General features: G+C 68.1%; 18 protein-coding genes, 1 tRNA gene and 1 rRNA gene. 14 read left to right on the top strand and 6 right to left on the bottom strand.

The genetic code is table 11. From position 1 onward, the window contains the following. Window positions 1-69 precede the first annotated feature (69 nt). From rrf to Q344_RS25685, 7 genes are all read left to right on the top strand, one after another. Window positions 70-184 (top strand): 5S ribosomal RNA (rrf, locus tag Q344_RS0119320). A 74-nt stretch (window positions 185-258) separates the two neighbouring features. After that, window positions 259-335, top strand: a tRNA-Met gene (locus tag Q344_RS0119325). A 469-nt stretch (window positions 336-804) separates the two neighbouring features. Next, window positions 805-1,665 (top strand): MaoC family dehydratase, encoded by an 861-nt coding sequence (locus Q344_RS0119330; protein WP_028288223.1) that lies wholly within the window; start codon window positions 805-807, stop codon window positions 1,663-1,665. Window positions 1,666-1,677: 12 nt separating this feature from the next. Continuing rightward, the gene (locus tag Q344_RS0119335; protein ID WP_211249935.1) at window positions 1,678-2,085 is read left to right on the top strand and encodes a Zn-ribbon domain-containing OB-fold protein; all 408 of its coding nucleotides are present in this window, start codon (window positions 1,678-1,680) and stop codon (window positions 2,083-2,085) included. Then, complete coding sequence (locus Q344_RS0119340; protein ID WP_028288225.1) at window positions 2,082-3,227, top strand: thiolase C-terminal domain-containing protein; 1,146 nt, start codon at window positions 2,082-2,084, stop codon at window positions 3,225-3,227. Before Q344_RS0119335 ends, Q344_RS0119340 begins: the two co-directional genes overlap by 4 nt. Beyond that, entirely contained in the window at window positions 3,224-4,012 is a 789-nt protein-coding gene (locus Q344_RS0119345) for an SDR family oxidoreductase (protein WP_229669231.1), read from the top strand. Before Q344_RS0119340 ends, Q344_RS0119345 begins: the two co-directional genes overlap by 4 nt. Next, window positions 4,005-6,470: a CaiB/BaiF CoA-transferase family protein gene (locus Q344_RS25685; protein ID WP_084178502.1), complete on the top strand. Its 2,466-nt coding sequence runs from the start codon at window positions 4,005-4,007 to the stop codon at window positions 6,468-6,470. The genes Q344_RS0119345 and Q344_RS25685 overlap by 8 nt, the downstream gene beginning before the upstream one ends. A 344-nt stretch (window positions 6,471-6,814) precedes the next feature. Here the strand turns inward: Q344_RS25685 and Q344_RS0119355 are convergent, their stop codons facing one another. Genes Q344_RS0119355 through Q344_RS0119365 form a run of 3 tightly spaced genes read right to left on the bottom strand, consistent with a single transcriptional unit; the run spans window position 6,815 to window position 10,334 of the window. Further along, complete coding sequence (locus Q344_RS0119355) at window positions 6,815-7,609, bottom strand: enoyl-CoA hydratase/isomerase family protein (RefSeq protein ID WP_028288228.1); 795 nt, start codon at window positions 7,607-7,609, stop codon at window positions 6,815-6,817. Continuing rightward, window positions 7,606-9,186, bottom strand: coding sequence for a long-chain-fatty-acid--CoA ligase (locus tag Q344_RS0119360; RefSeq protein ID WP_051630880.1), 1,581 nt, complete (start codon window positions 9,184-9,186; stop codon window positions 7,606-7,608). Before Q344_RS0119360 ends, Q344_RS0119355 begins: the two co-directional genes overlap by 4 nt. Then, window positions 9,186-10,334, bottom strand: a complete 1,149-nt coding sequence (locus Q344_RS0119365; RefSeq protein WP_028288230.1) for an acyl-CoA dehydrogenase family protein — start codon at window positions 10,332-10,334, stop codon at window positions 9,186-9,188. The genes Q344_RS0119360 and Q344_RS0119365 overlap by 1 nt, the downstream gene beginning before the upstream one ends. Window positions 10,335-10,451: 117 nt before the next feature. Between Q344_RS0119365 and Q344_RS0119370 the strand changes: the two genes are divergently transcribed. From Q344_RS0119370 to Q344_RS0119400, 7 genes are all read left to right on the top strand, one after another. Next, complete coding sequence (locus Q344_RS0119370; RefSeq protein WP_028288231.1) at window positions 10,452-11,354, top strand: SDR family NAD(P)-dependent oxidoreductase; 903 nt, start codon at window positions 10,452-10,454, stop codon at window positions 11,352-11,354. A gap of 102 nt (window positions 11,355-11,456) precedes the next feature. Continuing rightward, window positions 11,457-11,906 carry a MarR family winged helix-turn-helix transcriptional regulator gene (locus Q344_RS0119375; RefSeq protein WP_244881793.1) on the top strand — a complete coding sequence of 150 codons (450 nt, stop codon included), beginning with the start codon at window positions 11,457-11,459 and terminating at the stop codon, window positions 11,904-11,906. A 62-nt stretch (window positions 11,907-11,968) separates the two neighbouring features. Further along, window positions 11,969-13,126, top strand: a complete 1,158-nt coding sequence (locus Q344_RS0119380) for a CaiB/BaiF CoA transferase family protein (protein ID WP_036540109.1) — start codon at window positions 11,969-11,971, stop codon at window positions 13,124-13,126. Between the two features lie 36 nt (window positions 13,127-13,162). Further along, window positions 13,163-14,152 (top strand): NAD(P)H-dependent flavin oxidoreductase, encoded by a 990-nt coding sequence (locus Q344_RS0119385; RefSeq protein WP_028288234.1) that lies wholly within the window; start codon window positions 13,163-13,165, stop codon window positions 14,150-14,152. A gap of 151 nt (window positions 14,153-14,303) precedes the next feature. Further along, the gene (locus Q344_RS0119390; RefSeq protein ID WP_028288235.1) at window positions 14,304-15,362 is read left to right on the top strand and encodes a C4-dicarboxylate TRAP transporter substrate-binding protein; all 1,059 of its coding nucleotides are present in this window, start codon (window positions 14,304-14,306) and stop codon (window positions 15,360-15,362) included. A gap of 66 nt (window positions 15,363-15,428) precedes the next feature. After that, window positions 15,429-15,920, top strand: a complete 492-nt coding sequence (locus Q344_RS0119395) for a TRAP transporter small permease (RefSeq protein WP_028288236.1) — start codon at window positions 15,429-15,431, stop codon at window positions 15,918-15,920. A gap of 15 nt (window positions 15,921-15,935) precedes the next feature. Further along, a complete protein-coding gene (locus Q344_RS0119400; protein ID WP_028288237.1) occupies window positions 15,936-17,276 on the top strand; it encodes a TRAP transporter large permease in 1,341 nt (446 codons plus the stop codon). Window positions 17,277-17,347: 71 nt separating this feature from the next. On the opposite strand, the gene Q344_RS0119405 is transcribed toward Q344_RS0119400, so the two are convergent. The 3 genes from Q344_RS0119405 to Q344_RS0119415 are packed head-to-tail and all read right to left on the bottom strand — an operon-like array spanning window position 17,348 to window position 20,711. Further along, complete coding sequence (locus Q344_RS0119405; protein ID WP_028288238.1) at window positions 17,348-18,262, bottom strand: alpha/beta hydrolase; 915 nt, start codon at window positions 18,260-18,262, stop codon at window positions 17,348-17,350. A 3-nt stretch (window positions 18,263-18,265) separates the two neighbouring features. Further along, the gene (locus tag Q344_RS0119410; protein ID WP_028288239.1) at window positions 18,266-19,885 is read right to left on the bottom strand and encodes an ABC transporter ATP-binding protein; all 1,620 of its coding nucleotides are present in this window, start codon (window positions 19,883-19,885) and stop codon (window positions 18,266-18,268) included. A 4-nt stretch (window positions 19,886-19,889) separates the two neighbouring features. Further along, window positions 19,890-20,711 carry an ABC transporter permease gene (locus Q344_RS0119415; protein ID WP_028288240.1) on the bottom strand — a complete coding sequence of 274 codons (822 nt, stop codon included), beginning with the start codon at window positions 20,709-20,711 and terminating at the stop codon, window positions 19,890-19,892. Window positions 20,712-20,713 lie beyond the last annotated feature (2 nt).

A 20,713-nucleotide genomic window follows, 5' to 3' on the forward strand; every position in this document is an offset into this window, starting at 1 on the left:
CCCTACAAGACAGAAAGCGTACACTACATACAGTCGTACATGACTTGGACAACTTGGGTCTTTTCTTGGTCTGGTGGTCATAGCACGAGCAAAACACCTGGTCCCATCCCGAACCCAGCCGTTAAGTGCCGTCGCGCTGATGGTACTGCGTCTCAAGACGTGGGAGAGTAAGTCGCCGCCAGACCTAGAAAAGACCCACGATATCTCTCAATACGATCAAGCCTCTCGTCACCACTAAGACCATGAGGCAAATATTGCCGCGGGATGGAGCAGCCCGGTAGCTCGTCAGGCTCATAACCTGAAGGTCGTAGGTTCAAATCCTACTCCCGCAACCAGTTTTAGCGAACAGGCCGCACCCGAAAGGGTCGCGGCCTTTTTGCTGTTCGCAAAGCTCAACAGCACCAACAGCTTGCCACGGATCTCCAGCGTGTGGAGGTCCGCTTCCTCGTCCCACGACACGACCACCGTCTCGACCAGCCTGTGCGGCTCGGCGGCCGCCGGAGTCTTCGGCAGGTCGATCGGCGCAGGGAGGCACGCCGTCGTTCCTTGAGCTTGCCTTCGGCCGCTTCCAGCTCCTCGGTCAGGACGCTCTAGAACCGCTCCCTGCTCCTCATTTGCCGCGCGCCACCAGCCCTTCAGCAGAACCGCGCACAGTCTCGGAAACCTCTGGACCCGTCAGCCGGGTTCATGCTGGACAGGAACCGAGGCGCTTCGGGCCCCGATCCGGCGCCTCGCCAAAAGTAATTAGCTTGCAGACAATAACCAAGGTATCTATACCGGATCACGACGAGGGAGGAGAGGTTCATGATCGATTACGAAACGCTCAAGGCGCGGGCCTTCGCGCCTGTGGAGCAGAGCTATACGCAGCGGGACACGATCCTCTATGCGCTCGGCCTCGGGCTGGGCGGCGATCCGCTGGACGCGGCGCATCTGCGCGCCACCTACGAGCGGGCCGAGGGCTTCTGCGCGCTGCCGTCGATGGTCAACGTGCTCGCCGGCCCCGGCTTCTGGGCGATGGAGCCGGACACCGGCCTGACCTGGCAGAAGATCCTGCACGGCGAGCAGAGCTTCACCCTGCACGCGCCGCTTCCCGCGGAAGGCACGATCGTCGGCGAGACGCGGATCACCGAGATCATCGACAAGGGCGAGGGCAAGGGCGCCCTGATCTATTCCGAGCGGCGGATGACCGACAAGGCCTCCGGCACGCTCATCGCCACCGTCGAGGGGACGAGCTTTGCCCGCGGCGACGGCGGCTTCGGTGGACCCACGGGGCCGGTGAAGCCCGTTCACACGCTGCCCGAGACCGAGCCGGAGGCGGTGTTCGAGCACCGGACCCTGCCGGGCCAGGCGCTGATCTACCGGCTGTCGGGCGATTACAACCCGCTGCATGCCGACCCCGAGGTCGCGACGGGTGCGGGCTTCAAGGCGCCGATCCTGCATGGGCTCTCGACGCTCGGCGTCGCGTCCTGGTCGATCACCGCGGCGCTTGCCGATGGCGATCCCGCGGCGCTGACGCACCTGCAGCTGCGGTTCTCCTCTCCGGTCTATCCGGGCGAGACGATCCGCACGGAGATGTGGCGCGACGGCGACGAGGTGAGCTTCCGCGCACGCGTGGTCGAACGCGACGTGGTGGTGCTGAACAATGGTCTGGCCCGGCTGGGCTGAGGGAGGATGACAATGAGCGAGAGACAGGTTCCGACGATCTATCCGGAAACCCGGTTCTACTGGGACGGCGCCAAGGCGGGCAAGCTGCTGCTGCAGAGCTGCACCGCCTGCGACAAGGCCTATTTCCCGCCGCGGCCCTTCTGCCCCGCCTGTGGCAGCCGCGACGTCGAGGTGATCGAGGCAAGCGGGAAGGGCACGCTCTACAGCTACATCATCAACCAGCTGCCCGCGCCGGGCTACGAGCCGCCCTTCACCGTGGCCGTCGTGATGCTCGAGGAAGGCGTGAAGATGGTGTCGAACATCCTCGACTGCCCGCCCGATCCCGAGGCGCTGATCCTCGACATGCCGCTCGAAGTGACCTTCGAGCAGCGCGGCGAGATCGCCGTGCCCCAGTTCAAGCCCGCGGGAGGTGCACAATGAGCCGCGCGACCGTCGCCATCGTCGGCGCTGCCGAGACCACGAAACTGGGCAAGGTGCCCGAGCTGAGCCAGACCGGCCTGCATGCCGATGCCGCGCTGAACGCGATGGCCGATTGCGGGCTGACGCCCGCCGACATCGACGGCGTGGCCACCGGCGGGCACGACGTGGCCGAGATCATCCAGTACCTCGGCATCACGCCGACCTGGTACGACGGCACCTCCGTGGGCGGGTGCTCGTTCATCACCCTCGTCCGCCACGCGGCCGCCGCCATCCAGCAGGGACTCTGCACCACGGTGCTCATCACCCATGGCGAGAGCGGGCGGTCGAACAACCGCAGCCACCGGCCGATCTTCCCCTCGATGCAGCAGCAGGAATTCGAGGCGATCTACGGCCCGCTCGTGCCGCCCTCGCGCTTCACCCTGCCGGTCATGCGCAAGATGAAGGATGACGGGCTCACCGAGGAGCAGCTTGCCATGGTCGCCGTGGTCCAGCGGGAATGGGCGGGCTTCCACCCCCGTGCCACGATGCGTGACCCGATCACCGTGGACGACGTGCTGAATTCCAAGATGATCGCCTATCCGTTCCGGCTGATGATGTGCTGCCTCGTCTCGGACGGCGGCGGCGCGCTGATCCTGACCTCGGCGGACCGCGCCAAGGATTTCCCGACGAAGCCCGTCTACCTGCGCGGCAACGGCGGAGAGAGCGCCGAGGGGCCGATGATCTCGCAGATGGAGAGCTTCTCCTCGTCCAAGGCCTTCCGGGTCTCCGGCAAGGCGGCCTTCGAGAGCGCCGGCATCAGCCATTCGGATGTCGATCACCTGATGATCTACGACGCCTTCGCGCACCTGCCGATCTACGGGCTCGAGGACCTCGGCTTCGTCGGCCGCGGCGAAGGCGGCGCCTTCATCGCCGAGGGCAACACCCGTCCCGGCGGCAAGCTGCCGCTGAACACCAACGGCGGCGGGCTGAGCTACATGCACTCCGGGATGTACGGGATGTACGCCCTGCAGGAGAGCGTCCGGCAGATGCGCGGCATCTCCCCGGCGCAGGTGGAGGGCGCGAAGCTCTCGGTCTGCCACGGGGTCGGCGGCATGTTCTCGGCTGCGGCGACCGTGGTGATGACCACGGAAGAGCAGTGGTGAGCGAGTTCGCCGGCAAGACCGTCTTCGTCTCGGGCGGGACGAGCGGCATCAACCTTGCCATCGCCGAGCATTTCGCGGGGCAGGGGGCCAGGGTCTTCGTCATCTCGCGCGATCCGCAGAAGGTCGGGCGCGCGGTCGAGACCCTGCGCGGCCACGGGGCAGAGGCGGACGGCATGTCCGCCGATGTCCGGGATTACGCGCAGGTCGAGGCGGCCCTTGCCAGGTGCGCCGAGCTCTTCGGCAAGATCGACATCCTCGTTTCGGGTGCGGCGGGCAACTTCCTTGCCCGGGCGGAGAAGATCAGCTCCAACGGCTTCCGGGCGGTGATGGAGATCGACGTGCTCGGCACGCATCACGTGATGCATGCCGCCTTCCCGCATCTGGCGACCCCCGGCGCCTGCGTCCTGAACATCTCGGCCCCGCAGGGCAGCGTGGCGATGGTGGGGCAATCGCATGTCTGCGCGGCGAAGGCCGGCATCGACATGCTCACCCGCACGCTGGCGCTGGAATGGGGGCCGCGCGGCATCCGGGTGAATTCGGTCTCTCCGGGGCCGATCGCGGACACCGAGGGCCAGAAGCGCCTCGTGCCGGATCCGGCCGCGGTCGAGGAACGGGTGAACTCCATCCCGCTCGGCCGGATGGGCACGCTCGACGACGTGACCGCGCTCTGCGCCTTTCTCGCCTCCGACCGTGCCGCCTATATCACCGGCACGGTGATCCCCGTGGACGGGGGCGTGACGCTGAACCCGACCCCGACGCGCATGGCGAGGTTCCTCGATGCGTGAGACGTCAGGCGCCGGCGCGCTGGCCGGGCTGCGGGTGCTCGACCTGACCGACCATCGCGGCGTTCTGGCGGGGCGGATGCTGGCCCTGATGGGCGCGGACGTGCTGCAGGTGGAACCGCCCGAGGGCACCCCTGCCCGCCGGCAGGGGCCTTTCGACGGCGAGAGGTCGCTCTTCTGGGCGGCCTATGGCACCGGGCGCAGGTCGCTGGTGCTCGACCGCGCGGCCGAGGCGGATCGGCTGATGGCGCTGGCGGCCGCGGCCGACATCATCCTGGAAAGCGGCAATCCCGGGCGGGACGCCTTCCTTGACACCGGGGCGCTGCTGGCGCGCAATCCCGGCGCGGTGCATGCCATCGTGACGCCCTTCGGGCTCGACGGGCCGAAGGCCGGCTATGCCGACAGCGACCTGACCGCCTGGGCCTCGGGCGGGCCGCTCAAGCCCACGGAATCGCAGGCCGGCATCCCGACGCGCGTCTCTGTCCCGCAGGCCTATCACCATGCCGCGGCCGATGCGCTCTGCGGCGTCATGGTCGCGCTCGAGGCGCGGCGCCGGTCGGGGCGGGGCCAGCGGGTGGTCAGCTCGGCGCAGGCGTCCGCCTCGCAATGCACGCTGAGCCTGAGCCTCGCCACCGTCATCGGCCACCCGGATTACGTCTTCCGGGCCGAGGTGAAATCGAAGAAGAAGCGCGAGCTCGACCTCTCGGGCAGCGGCTCGCGCACGCAGCGGTCGAAATGGCCGGTGAAGGACGGGCTGGTCGAGATGCACCTTGCCCTCGGTCCGGCGGCCGGGCGCTTCACCAACAACCTATTCGCGCTGATGAAGGCGCGGGGCGCGTGTTCCGACACATTCGCGGAATGGGACTGGGTGAGCCTGCCGCCGAAGATCGAGAACGACGAGATCAGCGAAGAAGAGATGGAGCAGGCCCGCGAGGAGGTCGCGGCCTTCCTCGCGCCCATGACCAAGCGCGAGACCGTCGAGATGGCGCTGGAGCATCGCCTGATGCTGGCGCCGATCATGGACGCCTCGGACCTCGCCGACAGCCCCCATGCCGAGGCCCGGGGCTTCATGCGGCAGGTCGGCGACCTGCTGTTGCCGGGCGTCCCGGCGCTCGGCTTCGACGCGGGGTTCGTCGAGATCACCCCCGCGCCCGAACCGGGCGAGGGCGGGGCGGCCGTCGAGGCCGCGTGGCTTGCCGGGCGGAGCGCGGTGCCGTTCATGCCCGAAGGCGCGCCGACTCCGGCCGCGCAGCCGCTGGACCATCTCACGGTGCTGGACCTTTCGTGGGTCGTCGCGGGCCCGATGATCGGCCGCTGCATGGCCGATTTCGGCGCCACGGTGATCCGGGTCGAAAGCTCGAAGCGGCCCGAGGTGGCGCGGCTGACCGGCCCCTTCCCGGGCGGCGTGCGGAACCTGGACAAGTCCGGGCTCTACGAGAACTGCAACGCGGGCAAGCTGGGCGTCACGCTCGACCTCTCCACCGACGAGGGGCGGGACATCGTGCGGGCGCTCGCGAAACGGGCCGACGTGCTGGTGGAGAGCTTCGCGCCGGGCCAGATGGACCGCTGGGGCCTCGGCTACGACAGCCTGCGCGCGGACAACCCGGGGCTGGTCATGCTCTCGACCTCGCTCATGGGGCAGGCCGGGCCGTGGAAGGCGCTTGCGGGCTTCGGCAACATCGGCGCGGCCATGTCGGGGCTGCAGGTGCTGGCGGGCCGCGAGGGCCAGCCGCCGACCGGCCCCTACGGTCCCTATACCGATTTCTGCGCCCCGCGCCTCGCGCTGCCGGTGCTGCTGGCCGCGCTCGACATGCGGCGCCGCACCGGGCAGGGGCGCTGGCTCGACATCTCGCAGGCCGAGGCGGGGATGCAGTTCATCGCCGAGACCTTCGCCGATTACGCGGTCACGGGCCATGTGACCGTCGCGCAGGGCAACCGCGATCCGCGGATCGCGCCGAACAATGTCTATCCCTGCGCCGCGCCCGAGGGCGAGACCGCATGGGTCGCGCTGAGCGCGGTGGACGATGCCGCCTGGGGCGGGCTGGTCGCCGCCTCGGGGATCGAGGCGCTGGCCGACCCGGCGCTCGCCACGCTCGAGGGCCGCAAGGCCCGCGAGGCCGAGATCGACGGGATCCTCGCCGCCTGGACCGCGGAGCGGGAGGCCGGCGAGGTCGAGGCGCTTCTGCAGGCGGCCGGGGTGGCGGCCCATGTCGTCGCCTCGAATGCCGACATGGCCGCCGATCCGCAGCTTGCCGCTTGGGGGCATTTCCTTCAGCTCGAGCGGCAGGACGGGACGCCCTCCTGGGTCGAGGCCTGCCGGTTCAAGCTGTCCGAAACGCCGGGGGCGCCGCGAATGGCCGCGCCGCATTACGGGCGGGACGGGGAGCGTGTGCTGCGCGACATGCTGGGGATGGACCCGATGGCGGTCGCGGAACTGGCGGAGCAGGGCGTGTTGCGCTGACCTGCGGAGCGTGAGGGTCGGTGCGTTCGGAGCACGACTCCTACCGAGGCTGGCGAGGCCGGGCGCAAGCCCGGCCTTCGGCATTTCGGGGGCGCGGGCGGCCTCGCGTCTGCGCGGAGCGAGCCTGTTGCCCATGTCCGGATCGAGGCCGCCGCGCGCCGCCCTGGTGTCGCAAGCCGCGTCGGCGCGGGCGCGATCACGGCCGGGACAGATCAAGAGGCTCTGACGTCGGACAGGCGCCGGCGCACGGGCCGGCGCCTGTCCGACCCGTCCCCATTGCCTGGCCGGGGACGGGGGCATCGCGGCGACGCAAGGTGCTTGCCGGGCTCAAGCCCGGCACAGGCTCAGCGGAAATCGAACCGAGGCGGCAGTTTCCTGGTAAACCGCTCCAGCGCGTCCTGGTGATAGCGGGAGGACAGGCAGATCGACTGCGCCTGCGCCTCCAGCGTCAGCAGCGCCTCGCTGTCGAGGTCTAGCGACCGGGCGGTGATCGACTTCGTGAGCGCGAAGGCGGTCGGCGAAGCCTCGGTCATCATCGCCGCCATCTCCATCGCGCGGGGCAGGAGCGCTTCGGGCGTCGTGACCTCCATCGCGATGCCGATGCGCTGCGCCTCCTCCGCCGATACGGTGCGGCCGGTGTAGAACATCTCGCGCGCCCGCTGGAGGCCGACCATCCGGGGAAGGGAGTAGAACAGGTTCGCATCCGGCACCGCGCCGACCTTGCAGAACGAGGCGTTGAAGCTCGCCCGGTCCGAGGCGAGGATGATGTCCCCCGTCAGTGCGAGGCCCAGCCCCGCGCCATAGGCCGGGCCGTCCACCGCGCAGATCACCGGGACGGGCAGGTCGCGCAGCAGCCGCAGCCAGCCGTGCAGCTGCGTCATGCGCGGGGTGATGTCCTCGGCCCCGCCGACCGCGCCGGCCTTGTGATTGGCGAGCATCTTCTTCAGATCACCCCCCGCGCAGAAGACGCCGCCGCTCCCGGTCAGGACCACGGCCCGGACCTCCGGGTCGCCGGTCAGGTCATGGACCGCCTCGCTCAGCGCGGCCTTCAGCGCGTCCGACAGCGCATTGCGCGAGCCCGGCTCGGCCATCTCGAGCAGGACGATCCCGCCCTCGCGGGTCACATTCAGCGCGCTCATGCCGGCACGCCTTCCAGAACGGCCCGCTTCAGGGCGGTCTTGTCGATCTTGTTGGTGGCCGAGAGCGGCAGGGCCTCGGCCCAGATCGTCATCCCGCGCGGCGCCTTGTAATGGGCGATCCGCTCGCGGCAGAAGGCGATCAGCTCCTCCGTCGTGACGCTCTGCCCGGTGCGCAGGGCGACCACGGCATAGACCATCTCGCCCCATTTCTCGTGCGGGACACCGAAGACCGCGGCCTGCGCCACGGCGGGATGCTTGCAGAGCGCGTTCTCGGTCTCGATCGGATAGACGTTCTCGCCGCCCGAGATGATCATCTCCTTGGTGCGGCCGGCGATGTAGAGATAGCCGTCCTCGTCCATGTAGCCGGCATCCCCGGTGTGGAAGAAGCCGTTCCGCATCGCCTGCGCGGTCTCCTCGGGGCGGTTCCAGTAGCCGTGCGTCACCTGCGGGCCGCGGACGACGATCTCGCCCGGCTGGCCCGGGGGCAGGGGGCGGTCGTTCTCGTCCACGATCCGGAGGTCGCTGTAGAGGATCGGCCGGCCCACCGAAGAGAGCTTGCCGATCATCGGGTTGCCCGGGACGTGGTCGGCGGGTTCCAGCACCGACAGGACCGGCGAGGTCTCGGTCAGCCCGTAGCCCTGGCAGAAGGTGATGCCCGGGATCGCCTCGATCGCGCGCTCCATCAGCGAGACGGGCATCGGCGAGGCGCCGTAGGTCAGCACCCGGATCGAGGAGAAATCGAACTTCTCGAAATCGGGGTGGTCCATCACCATCCGCAGCATCGTCGGCACCATGGTCATGGTCGAGATCCTGCGCTCCTCGATCATCCGCATGGTTTCCTCCACGTCGAATTTCGGCTGCACGACCATGGTGGTGCCATAGGCCACCGCGGTGAAGACGCGGCTGCCGGTGCCGAGGTGGAAGAGCGGGCCCGAGAGCAGCAGCACGTCGTCCTGCCGGTAGCCGTAGAGATGGCCCGAACCGGTGGCGTTCACGAGGAAATTGGAGTGGCTCAGCATCACCCCCTTCGGACGCCCCGTGGTGCCCGAGGTGTAGAAGAGGATCATCGTCTCGTCCGACCGGCTGGCGCGGTCGTCGAAGGCGTGGTCGGGAACCTCGCCCGCCGCATCGGCGAGGGTGTCGTAATGCAGCGTCCCCTCGGGCAACGTTGCGCCGGGCTTGTCCCAGTCGGCATAGATCAACGTGGTGAGCGTGGGGCAGCGCTCCATCAGCGCGGCGGCGCGGTCGGCGAAGTGGCGGTCGACGATGAGGATGGCGGGGGCGCAATCCGCGACCACCTCGACCATCTCGTCCTCGGACAGGCGGTGGTTGATCGGCACCGAGATGGCGCCGATCACCGAGGGGACGAAATACATCTCCACCAGCCAGTGCGAGTTGAGCCCGAGGTAGGCCACCCGGTCGCCCGGGGCCACGCCGCGTTCGACCAGCACCTGCGCCATGCCGTGCACCCGCCGGCTGAAGTCGCGCCAGGAATGGTCGCGGCCCTCGTAATGGGTGGCGATGTGGTCGGGGCGGTGAAAGGCGTATTTCCGGATCAGGTCGGGGTAGCGGATCATCACCGGCCCCCCGTGACCTGACGGCCGATGATCTCGCGCATGATCTCTCCGGTGCCGCCCGCGATCCGGCCGACCCGCGCATCCGCCCAGGCCCGCGCGATCGGGTATTCCCACATGTAGCCGTAGCCGCCGAACATCTGGAGCATGTCGTCCAGGCATTTGCAGAGCGTCTCGGCGGTCAGCATCTTGGCCATCGCCGCGTCGACCGCGTCGAGCTCACCGGCGACGTGCATCTCGAGGCAGCGGTCGGTGAAGACGCGCATCAGGACGGCCTGGCTCTTGATCTCGGCCAGCTTGAAGCGGGTGTTCTGGAAATCTCCGATGGTCTTGCCGAAGGCCTTGCGCTCGGTGACGTGGGTGACGGTCCATTCGAGCGCGGCCTCCAGCGCCGACGACGCCCGGACGCATTGCAGCAGGCGTTCCTGCGGGAGCTGTTCCATCAGCTGGTAGAAGCCCCGGCCCTCGGCGCCGATCAGGTTGCCGACCGGCACGCGGACGTTGTCGAAGAAGAGCTCGGCGGTGTCCTGCGCCTTCCAGCCGACCTTGTCCAGAAGCTTGCCCTTCCGGAAGCCCGGCGTGTCGGCGGGGACGAGGATCAGCGAGGTCCCCTTGGCGCCCTGCGACGGGTCGGTCTTGCAGGCGAGGATCAGGATGTCGCAGTTCCCGCCGTTGGTGATGAAGACCTTCTGACCGTTGATGACATACTCGTCGCCGTCCCGGATCGCGGTCGTCTTGATGCCCTGCACGTCGGACCCTGCCGCGGGTTCGGTCATGGCGATGGCGCCGATCGCCTCGCCCCGGGCCATCTTCGGCAGCCATTCCTGCTTCAGCTCCTCGGAGCCGTAATGCAGGATGTAGGGCGCCACGATGTCGGAATGGAGCGAGAAGCCAGGCCCCATGGCGCCGGCCTTCGCGAGCTCTTCCATGACGACCATGGAAAACAGGAAATCCGCGCCCGCCCCGCCGTATTCTTCGGGCATGGCGGCGCAGAGCAGGCCGTTCTCCCCGGCTTTCAGCCATGCCTCGCGGCTGACCCGGCCCTCTTTCTCCCACGCGGCATGATGCGGGGTGATCTCGGCCTCGACGAAGCGGCGGACCTGATCGCGGAACATCTCGTGTTCCTCGGAATAAATCGTACGTTTGAACATGGGATTCTCCTCCTGCGGCCCGCTGAGGGCCGTATTCGGAGGAGACTGTAATTAGCTTGCAAACAGTAATCAAGCTAATTATAAACCGGGTGGAAAGCCAAGTGAGGAGGAGAGCGGATGCTCGACGGAAAAGTAGTCGTGGTCACCGGCGCGGGCCGGGGGATCGGGCGTGACATCGCATTGATGATGGCGAAGAGCGGCGGACGGGTGATCGTGAACGATCTCGGCGGCGCGGCCGACGGCGCGGGCGCGGATGCGACCCCGGCGCAGGAAGTCGTGGACGAGATCAAGGCCGCGGGCGGCGAGGCGGTTGCCAACTTCGGCAACGTGGCCAAGGCCGAGGACGCGCAGGCCATGTACCAGCAGGCCATGGACGAATTCGGCGCGATCGACGTGGTGGTCAACAACGCGGGCATCCTGCGCGACGTGATCTTCCACAAGATGACCGAGGAGGACTGGGATTCGGTGATCGCCGTCCACCTCAAGGGCAGCTTCAACATGGCCCATGCGGTTGCCGCCCAGTTCAAGATGCAGGCCTCGGGCTGCTTCATCAACTTCACCTCGACCTCCGGCCTGATCGGCAACTTCGGGCAGGCGAACTATTCCGCGGCCAAGATGGGCATCGTGGGGCTGTCGAAGTCGCTGGCGCTCGACATGGCGCGGTTCAACGTGCGGTCGAACTGCATCGCGCCCTTCGCCTGGTCGCGCCTGATCGGCACGATTCCCGCCAAGACCGACGCCGAAAAGGCACGGGTCGAGCGCATCAAGGAGATGACGCCCGCGAAGATCGCCCCGCTCTGCGTGGCGCTGGCCGATCCGACCAGCGACGTGACGGGCCAGATCTTCGGCGTGCGGAACAACGAGATCTTCCTGTTCAGCCAGCCGCGCCCGATCCGCTCGGCGCACCGCTCCGAAGGCTGGACGCCCGAGACCGTGCGCGACCATGCGCTCCCGGCGATGAAGTCCGACTTCTATCCGCTGGAACGCTCGGGTGACATCTTCACCTGGGATCCGGTCTGAGTGCCGCGCAGCGCCGCGCATGATCGCAAGCTTGCTAAGGGCTTGCCGGCTGGGCTAGAGCTTCCCAAGCCCGCTGGCATGCCCTTGGCCGAGGACCCGGAGATGGAAAAGCGCAGCTCCCTGAGCGAGGACAACAATCCGATCTTTCAGGATATCGCGCGCTTTCGTGCCATTCTGTTCGATTCCCTGCTCAAGCCGCACGACATGACCATGTCGCAGGGCTGGGTTCTCGTGCATCTCGTGCGCGAGAACGGGTTGCGCCAGTCCGACCTGGCCGACCGCATGGACATCGCCACGGTGACGATCTCCAAGCTGATCGACCGGCTCGAGGCGCGCGGTTACGTCGAACGGCGCTCCGACCCCGATGACCGGCGGTCGAACCGGGTCTATGCGCTGGCGCCGGCCAAGGAGGTCGTGAAGATCATGACCCGGACCATCTTCGAGGTGGACGAGCTGGCGACCCGCGGCATCCCCGAGGCGGACCTTCGGACCTCGCTGCGCGTGCTGCGGCAGATGAAGGAAAACCTCAGGGACGCGATCTCGCGACGCTAGAGACACGGGGGCGGCGCCTGCCGCCCCTCTTCCATATCGCAAAGGACAGAGCCGTGACGGACATGCCCTCCGCCGCGCCCCCGCTCGCGGGACTGCGCATCATCGAATTCGCCGGCATCGGCCCGGGCCCCTTCGCCGGCATGATGCTGGCCGACATGGGCGCCGAGGTGATCCGCATCGACCGCCCCGGCGGACAGGGAAGCCCCTCGGCCGGGGGCTTCGATCCGGCGCTGGACTTCATGGCCCGCGGCCGCCGGTCGCTGGCCCTGAACCTCAAGTCTCCCGACGCGGTGGAGCTGGCGCTGGACCTGCTGGCCGAAGCCGACGGGCTGATCGAAGGCTTCCGCCCCGGCGTGATGGAACGCCTCGGCCTCGGCCCCGAAGTCGTGCACGCCCGCAACCCGCGGCTCGTCTACGGACGGATGACCGGCTGGGGGCAGGACGGGCCGATCGCCCACACCGCCGGGCATGACCTGAACTACATCGCCCTGTCCGGGGCGCTCTGGGCCACCGGCGAGGCCGGCCGTGCCCCCACCTTCCCGCTGAACCTGCTGGGCGATTTCGGCGGCGGCGGCATGTATCTGGCCTTCGGCATGGTCGCGGGCCTGCTCAAGGCCGCGCGGACCGGCCGGGGCGACGTGGTCGACGCGGCGATCTGCGACGGCACCTCGTCGCTGATGACGATGATCCATTCCCGCCGCGCCATGGGGGTCTGGCGGGACGAACGCGCCGCGAACGCGCTTGACGGCGGGGTGCCGTGGTACGGCATCTACGAATGCGCCGACGGCGGATGGGTCAGCATCGGCGCGCTCGAGCCGCAGTTCTGGGCCTGCCTGCTCGAGAAGCTGGAGATCGCGCCCGAGGAGATCGGCGACCGCGCGGATCGCAGCCAGTGGCCCGCGATCCGCGCCCGGCTGTCCGAGACCTTCCTCAGCCAGCCGCGTGCCCATTGGTGCGACCTGCTCGAAGGGACCGACGCCTGCTTCGCCCCGGTGCTCAGCCCGGCCGAGGCGGCGGATCATCCGCACAACCGCGCCCGCGGCATCTTTGCCCCCGAGGGCCCGGCCCAGCCGATGCCCGCGCCGCGTTTCGCCGAGGCCGCGACGCCCTTGCCCCCGGCGCCGCCGAAGGCCGGGGCCGACAGCCGCAAGGTGCTCGAGGAGGCCGGACTCGACGCGGCCCGGATCGAATCCCTGTTCGGGTCGGGCGCCGTCGCCTGACCCGCCATCCGTTCTTGCGAGGAGAGAAGAACGCCCATGACCATGCCCGCCATCCTTGAAAATCTGCGCCTGCCGCTGATCGGCAGCCCGCTGTTCATCATCTCGAACCCCGACCTCGTCATGGCCCAGTGCAAGGCGGGGATCGTCGGCTCCTTCCCGGCACTCAACGCGCGCGAGAAGGACGGCCAGAGCCTCGACGAATGGCTCGGCCGGATCACAACGGAGCTCGACCGCCACCGGCAGGAGAACCCGGACCGCCCCGCCGCGCCCTTCGCGGTGAACCAGATCGTGCACCGCTCGAACGACCGGCTCGAGCGGGACATCGAGCTTTGCGTGAAGCACAAGGTGCCGGTCTGGATCACCTCGCTCGGCGCGCAGGAATGGGTCTACGAGGCGGCGCATTCGGTCGGTGCCATCGTGCTGCACGACGTCATCAACGACCGCTTCGCCCATAAGGCCATCGAAAAGGGCGCGGACGGGCTGATCGCCGTCGCGGCCGGTGCGGGCGGCCATGCCGGCGCGCTCTCGCCGCTCGCGCTGATCCAGGAAATCCGGGCGTGGTTCGACGGGCCGCTGTTCCTGTCCGGCGCGATCGCGAAGGGCGACAGCATCCTGGCCGCGATGGCCATGGGCGCGGACGGCGGCTATGCCGGGTCGGCCTTCATCGCCACCGAGGAGGCCAATGCCGCCGAGGGTTACAAGCGCATGATCGCGGATCACGGCGCCGACGACATCGTCTATTCCAACCTCTTCACCGGGGTCTGGGGCAATTACCTCAAGCCTTCGATCTCGGCCGCGGGAATGGATCCCGAGAACCTCGAACGGTCGGACCCGTCGAAGATGAACTTCGCCGAGAACCGCGAGAAGCCGAAGAGCTGGAAGGAGATCTGGGGCTCGGGGCAGGGCATCGGCGCGGTGAGCGACGTGGTGCCCGTCGCCACGTTGGTCGACCGGCTCGAGGCCGAATTCCTCGCCGCCCGCGCCCGGCTCGACACGCAGGCCGCCCGCTACACCGGCTGGGCGTGAGGGCAGGGGCCCGGGTCGAAGGCGATCCGGGTCCGATCCTCGATTCTCAAATAGATTCGCTGACTTATATATTGCTTGGTTATTGTTACCATGCTATCTAAATTCCAGCTGATCGGCACCCCTGTCCGATCCGACTCTGGGAGGAGATTGCATGAAGACCATTCTCAAGACGACGCTTGCTGCCTGTTCCGTGTCCGCCATTGCGCTTGCGGCCCATGCCGAAACCGTCCTCATCGCGAACGAGCCGGGGCCGAACCGCGGCGTCCGTGCCGAGGCGGTAAGCTACATCGCCGAGCAGATCGAAGAGCGCACCAATGGCGAGGTCCGGGTGGACCAGAACTGGGGCGGCGCCCTGTTCAAGACCAATGCGGCGCTTGAATCGCTCTCGACCGGCGTCGCCGACATGGGCGTTGTCATCGGCGCCTATGCCGCGTCGGAATTCCCCGAGCTCCAGATGGCCGGGCTTCAGCTCGAGCCCGCGCACCCCTGGGTGATGATGCAGGCCGTCTACGAGCTCTTCACCACGAACGAACAGCTCCAGGCCCGCATGGACGAGATGAACATCGAGTACATCTCGACCTTCTCGCTGTCGCCGGGGATCATGGCCTGCTCGGGCGAAGGGATCCGCTCGCTCGACGACGTGCCGGGAACGAAGTTCGCCCATACCGGCGCCTCCACCGACATCTTCGGCGAACTGGGCGGCAACCTCGTCTCGATGCCGATCTACGACGTCTACCAGGGCATGGAAACCGGCCTGGTCGAATGCTCGGTCACCTACGCGTATTACACCGTCGCGTCCAAGCTGGACGAGCTGATCGACACGATCACCGACATGCGCTTCGCCAGCCTCGCGAGCCTCGGCACGTTCATCAACAAGGACACGTTCGAGATGCTCACCCCCGAGCAGCAGGAAGTGGTCAAGCAGGTCGGCCGCGACACGATGGACTTCTACGGCGAGCGCCTTGTCGATGCCGATGCGAAGGCCGTGGAATCGCTGAAATCCGGTGACGATCCGGTCGAATTCGTCGAGCTGACCGATGCCGAATACGAGAAGATGACCGAGATGGCGCAGCCGTCGATCGACAAGTGGAAGGCCGACATGTCCGCCGTGGGCATGGATGGCGACGCGATGATCGAGGAACTGCTGACCCTGATCGCCAAATGGAACAAGGTGATGGAGGACGAGGGCCTGCCCTGGGAACGGAGCTGAGCCCACGCCACCGCCCGGCGCAGCCCCCTGCGCCGGGCCTTCCGACACTTCAGACCGGTATCCGACATGAAACGCATCGAGTACGTGCTCGATTCGGCGGCGGCTGTCGCCATCGTCCTTCTCTGCCTGCTGATCACGGCCAACATCGTGTCGCGCGAATTCCTCCTGATGGGGATGCCCGACATCATGATCGCCGTGCAGGAGCTCATGGTGGCCACGATCCTCTTCCCGCTCGCCTCGGCCACCGCCGCCCGCGCGCATATCGCGATCGAGGTCATCGCGAACCTCTTCCCGGCCGCGCTGAACCGCTGGATCGCCGTCTTCGCCGCGCTGATCGGCGTGGGGCTCGCCTGCGTCCTGTTGATGGCCGGCTGGTTCGAGTTCTGGAAGGCCTTCAACTCGCCCTCCCATTACGGCGGCACCTTCCACTGGCCCAAGTGGCCCAGCCGGCTGCTCTTCGTTCTGGCCTTCGTCTTCTTCCTGATCCGCCTCGTCCAGATCCTCTGGGTCGACCTGCGCGCCGCGATCACCGGGCAACCCGCCCCGGAAAAACTCTGAGCCGGAGGGACCACTATGGATCTGGCAACCATCGGTTACGTCTCCTGCGCGCTCGTCATCCTGCTGCTGGCGATCCGCGTCCCGATCTCCTACGCCATCGGCGGCGTGGCGGTCGTGGGGATCTTCCTCGTCTTCGCGTTCCGCACCGGGACGTTCATGCCCGAACGGGCGTTCTGGGCGACGCTGTCGCTGTCGTTCTCATCGACCTTCGACCTCGTGCACAGCTATGACCTGTCGATGATCCCGCTTTTCATCGCGCTCGGTCACATCGCCTACAAGGCGGGCATCACCACCGAGATCTACGAGGCCGCGCGGGTCTGGCTGGTCAAGCTGCCGGGCGGGGTGGCGATCGCCTCGGTCGCGGGCTGCGGCGGGTTCTCGGCGATCTCGGGCAGCTCCATCGCCTGCGCCTCGACCATGGGCCGGATCTGCACGCCCGAGATGCTGCGGCTCAACTACGACCCGCGCCTCGCCACGGCTTCGGTCGCGGCGGGCGGCACGCTGGGCTCGCTCATCCCGCCGTCGGTTCTGTTCATCATCTACGGCATCTTCACCGAAAGCTCGATCAGCCAGCTCTTCCTCGCCGGGTTCCTGCCCGGGGTGATCTCGCTCCTGGGCTACGCGCTGGTCATCGTGATCTGGGTGAAGCGCGAGCCCGAGATCGCGCCGGTGACGGACGAGGTCTTCACCCGCGCGCAGAAGATGAAGGCGGCGCTCGGCGCATGGCCGGCGGTGCTGCTCTTCGTGGTGGTGATCGGCGGCATCTACGGCGGCATCTTCACCGCGACCGAGGCCGCCGCCCTGTCGCTGCTCTTTGCCACGATCTTCGGCATCCTGCGGGGGCGGATGTCGGTCCAGGACATCATCCCGCTCCTGCGCGAGACGATGGTGACCACCGGCTCGATCTTCTTCATCGCGGCCTGCGCCAAGATCTTCGTGGCGCTGATCGCGCTGACCGGCCTGTCGAACTCGCTGGTGGGGATGCTGGGGGAATCGAACCTCGGGCCGGGGATGTTCCTGGTGATGGTCTGCGTGATCTACCTGGTGCTGGGCATGTTCCTCGATCCCGTCGGGATCATGGTGCTGACGCTGCCGCTGATGATCCCGATGGTCGAAAGCTACGACATGAACCTGATCTGGTTCGGCGTGGTGATCGTGAAACTGCTCGAGATCGGGCTGATCACGCCGCCGGTGGGCCTGAACGTCTTCGTCCTCGCCAGCGTCATCGAGGAGAAGACGGTCGAGATCGGCACGATCTTCCGCGGGCTGGTCCGCTTCCTGGCCATCGACATCGTGGTGCTGGCGCTGCTGGTGCTGGTGCCCGCGATCTCGCTGATCCTGCCGATGTCGATGTAGCGCCGGCGGCCTGCGCCGCTTCGGGAAACGGCCCTCGCCCGCTGCCGCGGGCGGGGGCCTTTTTCCTGTGCTCACGCCGGGGCGAGGGCCGCGTTGATCCAGTCGCAGATCGCCCGGAAGCTCGCGCCCGCCCGGCGCGCGCAATGTCGCGCGCGCAGGTAGCCATGCACGAGCTGCGGCTCGTTCCGCCAGTCGGCGCGGATCCCCGCCGCCTGCAGCGCGGCCTGGTAGGCCGGGCCGTCGTCGCGCAGGGGATCGACATCCGCCGTCACGATGAAGGCGGGCGGCAGGCCGTCGAAGCTCCGGGCCACCAGCGGCGCGGCCTCGGGGTCGGTGCGTCGGATCTCCAGCGCCTCGGGGCTCATCGTCTTCCTGTAGGCCAGCACGTCCTTCGCCCTGAGCATCGGCGCCTCGGCGTTCTCGGTGTAGGAGGGCGCGTCGGTCGGTCCGCCGAGCCCCGGGTAGATCAGCACCTGCGCCAGCGGCATCGCCCCGCCCGTGCGCCGCATCCGGAAACAGAGGGCGGCGGAGAGGTTCCCGCCCGCGCTGTCCCCGATGGCAATGCCCGCGCGGCCCTTTGCCGTCTCGGCCTCCCAGACGGCGGAGACGTCGTCGATCTGCGCGGGGAAGGGGTGCTCGGGCATCAGCCGGTAATCGACCGAGACGACCTCGCAGCCTGTCGCCACCGCCAGCTCGGCGCAGACATCGTCGTGACTGTCGAGCCCGCCGACCACGAAGCCGCCGCCGTGCGAATAGAGCAGGAACGGACGCGCTTCGGACCCCGTGGGCGTGTAGCGCCGCACCGGCACGCCCGCGACGACCGCGTCGGCCACCGGCAGGCCCTCGGGCCGGGGCTGGCGGAAGACGGCGCACATGGCGTCGTACATCCGGCGGTTCTCGGCGGTGGAGGCGTGGTTCGCCTCGTCGGGATAGACCGCCTGCGTGTCGGCGATGAACCGAAGGACCTCGGGGTCGGTGATCTGCATCTGTCAGCCTTTCCTGCGAGCCCGGATCGTCCGGTCGAGCCAGTCCGGATCCATTTCGGGCACCGAGCTCAGCAGCAGCTCGGTATAGGGATGGTGGGGCGGGGTGAACATCTCGGACTTCGGCGCCTGTTCGACGACGCGGCCCTGCTGCATGACGACGACATGGTCCGCGATGGCCTTCACCGTCGCAAGGTCGTGCGTAATGAACATGTAGGCAAGGTCGCGTTCGTCCTGCAGCCGCTTCAGAAGCCGCAGGATGCCTTCGGCCACGAGCTGGTCGAGGGCCGAGGTGACCTCGTCGCAGATGATGAACTTCGGCTCCGCGGCCAGCGCACGGGCGATGCCGATGCGCTGCTTCTGCCCGCCCGAGAGCGCGCCCGGCAACCGGTCGATGAAGGTGTCGGGGTCGAGCTCGATCGCCTCCAAGAGCTCGCGCACCTTGGCCTCGAGCGCGCGTCCGGTGAGGCCCAGGTAGAAGCGCGCCGGGCGGCCGATGATCTCGCGGATCGTCTGCTTGGGGTTCAGCGCGGTGTCCGCCGACTGGTAGATCATCTGGACCTGCCGGAGCTGGTCCTTGCTGCGGTCGGGCAGCCGCGGCGGAAGGGCCTGGCCGTCAAGCTCGACCGTGCCGCGGACCTGCGGCAGAAGCCCGGTGATGACCCGTGCGGTGGTCGACTTGCCCGACCCGCTCTCGCCCACCACGGCGACCGTGCGGCCGGCGTGGATGTCGAAGCTCACGTCCTGCAGGACCGGCGTGCCCGGCACGTATTCCGCCGTCACGTCCCGGACCCGCAGCACCGGCGTCGCCGCCTCGGGGGCGGGGCGCTCCTCCGAGGTGAAGCTGCGGACCGCCCAGAGGGATCTGGAATATTCCTCCTTCGGGGCGGCGAGCATCGCGCGCGTCTCCTGTTCCTCGACCTCGTCGCCGCGGAGCAGGATCTTGATGCGGTCCGCCATCTGCGCCACCACGGCGAGGTCGTGGGTGATGTAGATCGCCGCCGTGCCGATCTCCTGCACCGCGGTGCGGATGGCGGAAAGCACCTCGATCTGGGTGGTCACGTCCAGCGCGGTCGTCGGTTCGTCGAAGATGATCAGGTCGGGCTTGCAGGCCATGGCCATGGCCGTCATCGCCCGCTGGAGCTGCCCGCCCGACACCTGATGCGGGTAGCGGAAGCCGATCTCGTCGGGGTTCGGCAGGCGCAGGGCGGCATAGAGCTCGATCGCCTCCTGCTCGGCGGCGCTACGGCCCATCATGCGGTGGATCGCGGCGGGCGCCTCGACGGTCTGGTCGATCAGCCGGTGCGCCGGGTTGAAGTTCGCCGCCGCCGATTGCGCGACATAGGCGATGCGCTTGCCGCGCAACCTCCGGCGGCGGCGTTCGGACAGCGAGAGCAGGTCCAGCCCGTCGAACAGGACCGACCCGCCCGAGATGCGGGTGCCGTCCCGCGTGTAGCCCATGGCGGCAAGCCCCAGCGTCGATTTCCCGGCGCCGGATTCGCCGATCAGGCCCAGCACCTCGCCCCGCTTCAGCTCGAGGTTCACGCCCTTGATGATCGGCTGCCAGCGGTCGCCCTGGCGCCCCTCGATCTTCAGGTCCCGGATGGTGAGAAGCGTGTCGCTCATGGGATCAGTCCTTCAGGCCCGAGGCGCGGTGCAGCATCCAGTCCACCACGAAGTTGATGCTCACGGTCAGCAGCGCGATGCAGGCCGCGGGCAGAAGCGGCGTGATGTCCCCGAAGGTGATCATCATCGCGTTGTCCCGCACCATGGAGCCCCAGTCCGCCGTGGGCGGCTGGATGCCCAGCCCGAGGAACGAGAGCGCCGAGATCGCGAGGAAGACGAAGCAGAAGCGCAGCCCGAACTCGGCCACCAGCGGGGCCATGATGTTGGGCAGGATCTCGCGCCGGACGAGCCACCAGAGCCCTTCGCCGCGCAGGCGGGCGGCCTCCACGTAGTCCATGACGACGATGTCCATCGCCACCGCGCGGGCAAGGCGGAAGACGCGGGTCAGCTCGAGCACCGAGATGATGAGGATCAGCATCGGGATCGAGGTGCCGAAGATCGACAGGAGCAGCAGCGCGAAGACGAGCCCCGGGATGGCGATCATCAGGTCGACGAAGCGCGACAGCGCCTGATCGATCCAGCCGCCCAGCACCGCGGCAAGAAGCCCGAGCGCCGCGCCGACGACGAAGGCGATGATGGTGGTGGCCAGCGCGATCCCGATGGAATTCCGCGCGCCGTAGATCAGGCGCGAGAGCATGTCGCGGCCGAGGCTGTCGGTGCCGAGGACGAAATCGCCGCCCCAGGGTTCGAACTCCATGCCGACGATCTGCGTCTCGCCATAGGGCGCGAGGAGGTTCGCGAAGATGCCGGTCAGCGCGAAGGCCGCGATGACGACGATGCCGAAGATCGCGGTGAGGGGAACGGAGCGGAGGGAAATGGCGGTCATGG

It is taken from the genome of Pseudooceanicola nanhaiensis DSM 18065 (genome assembly GCF_000688295.1).
Taxonomy (GTDB): Bacteria; Pseudomonadota; Alphaproteobacteria; order Rhodobacterales; family Rhodobacteraceae; genus Pseudooceanicola; species Pseudooceanicola nanhaiensis.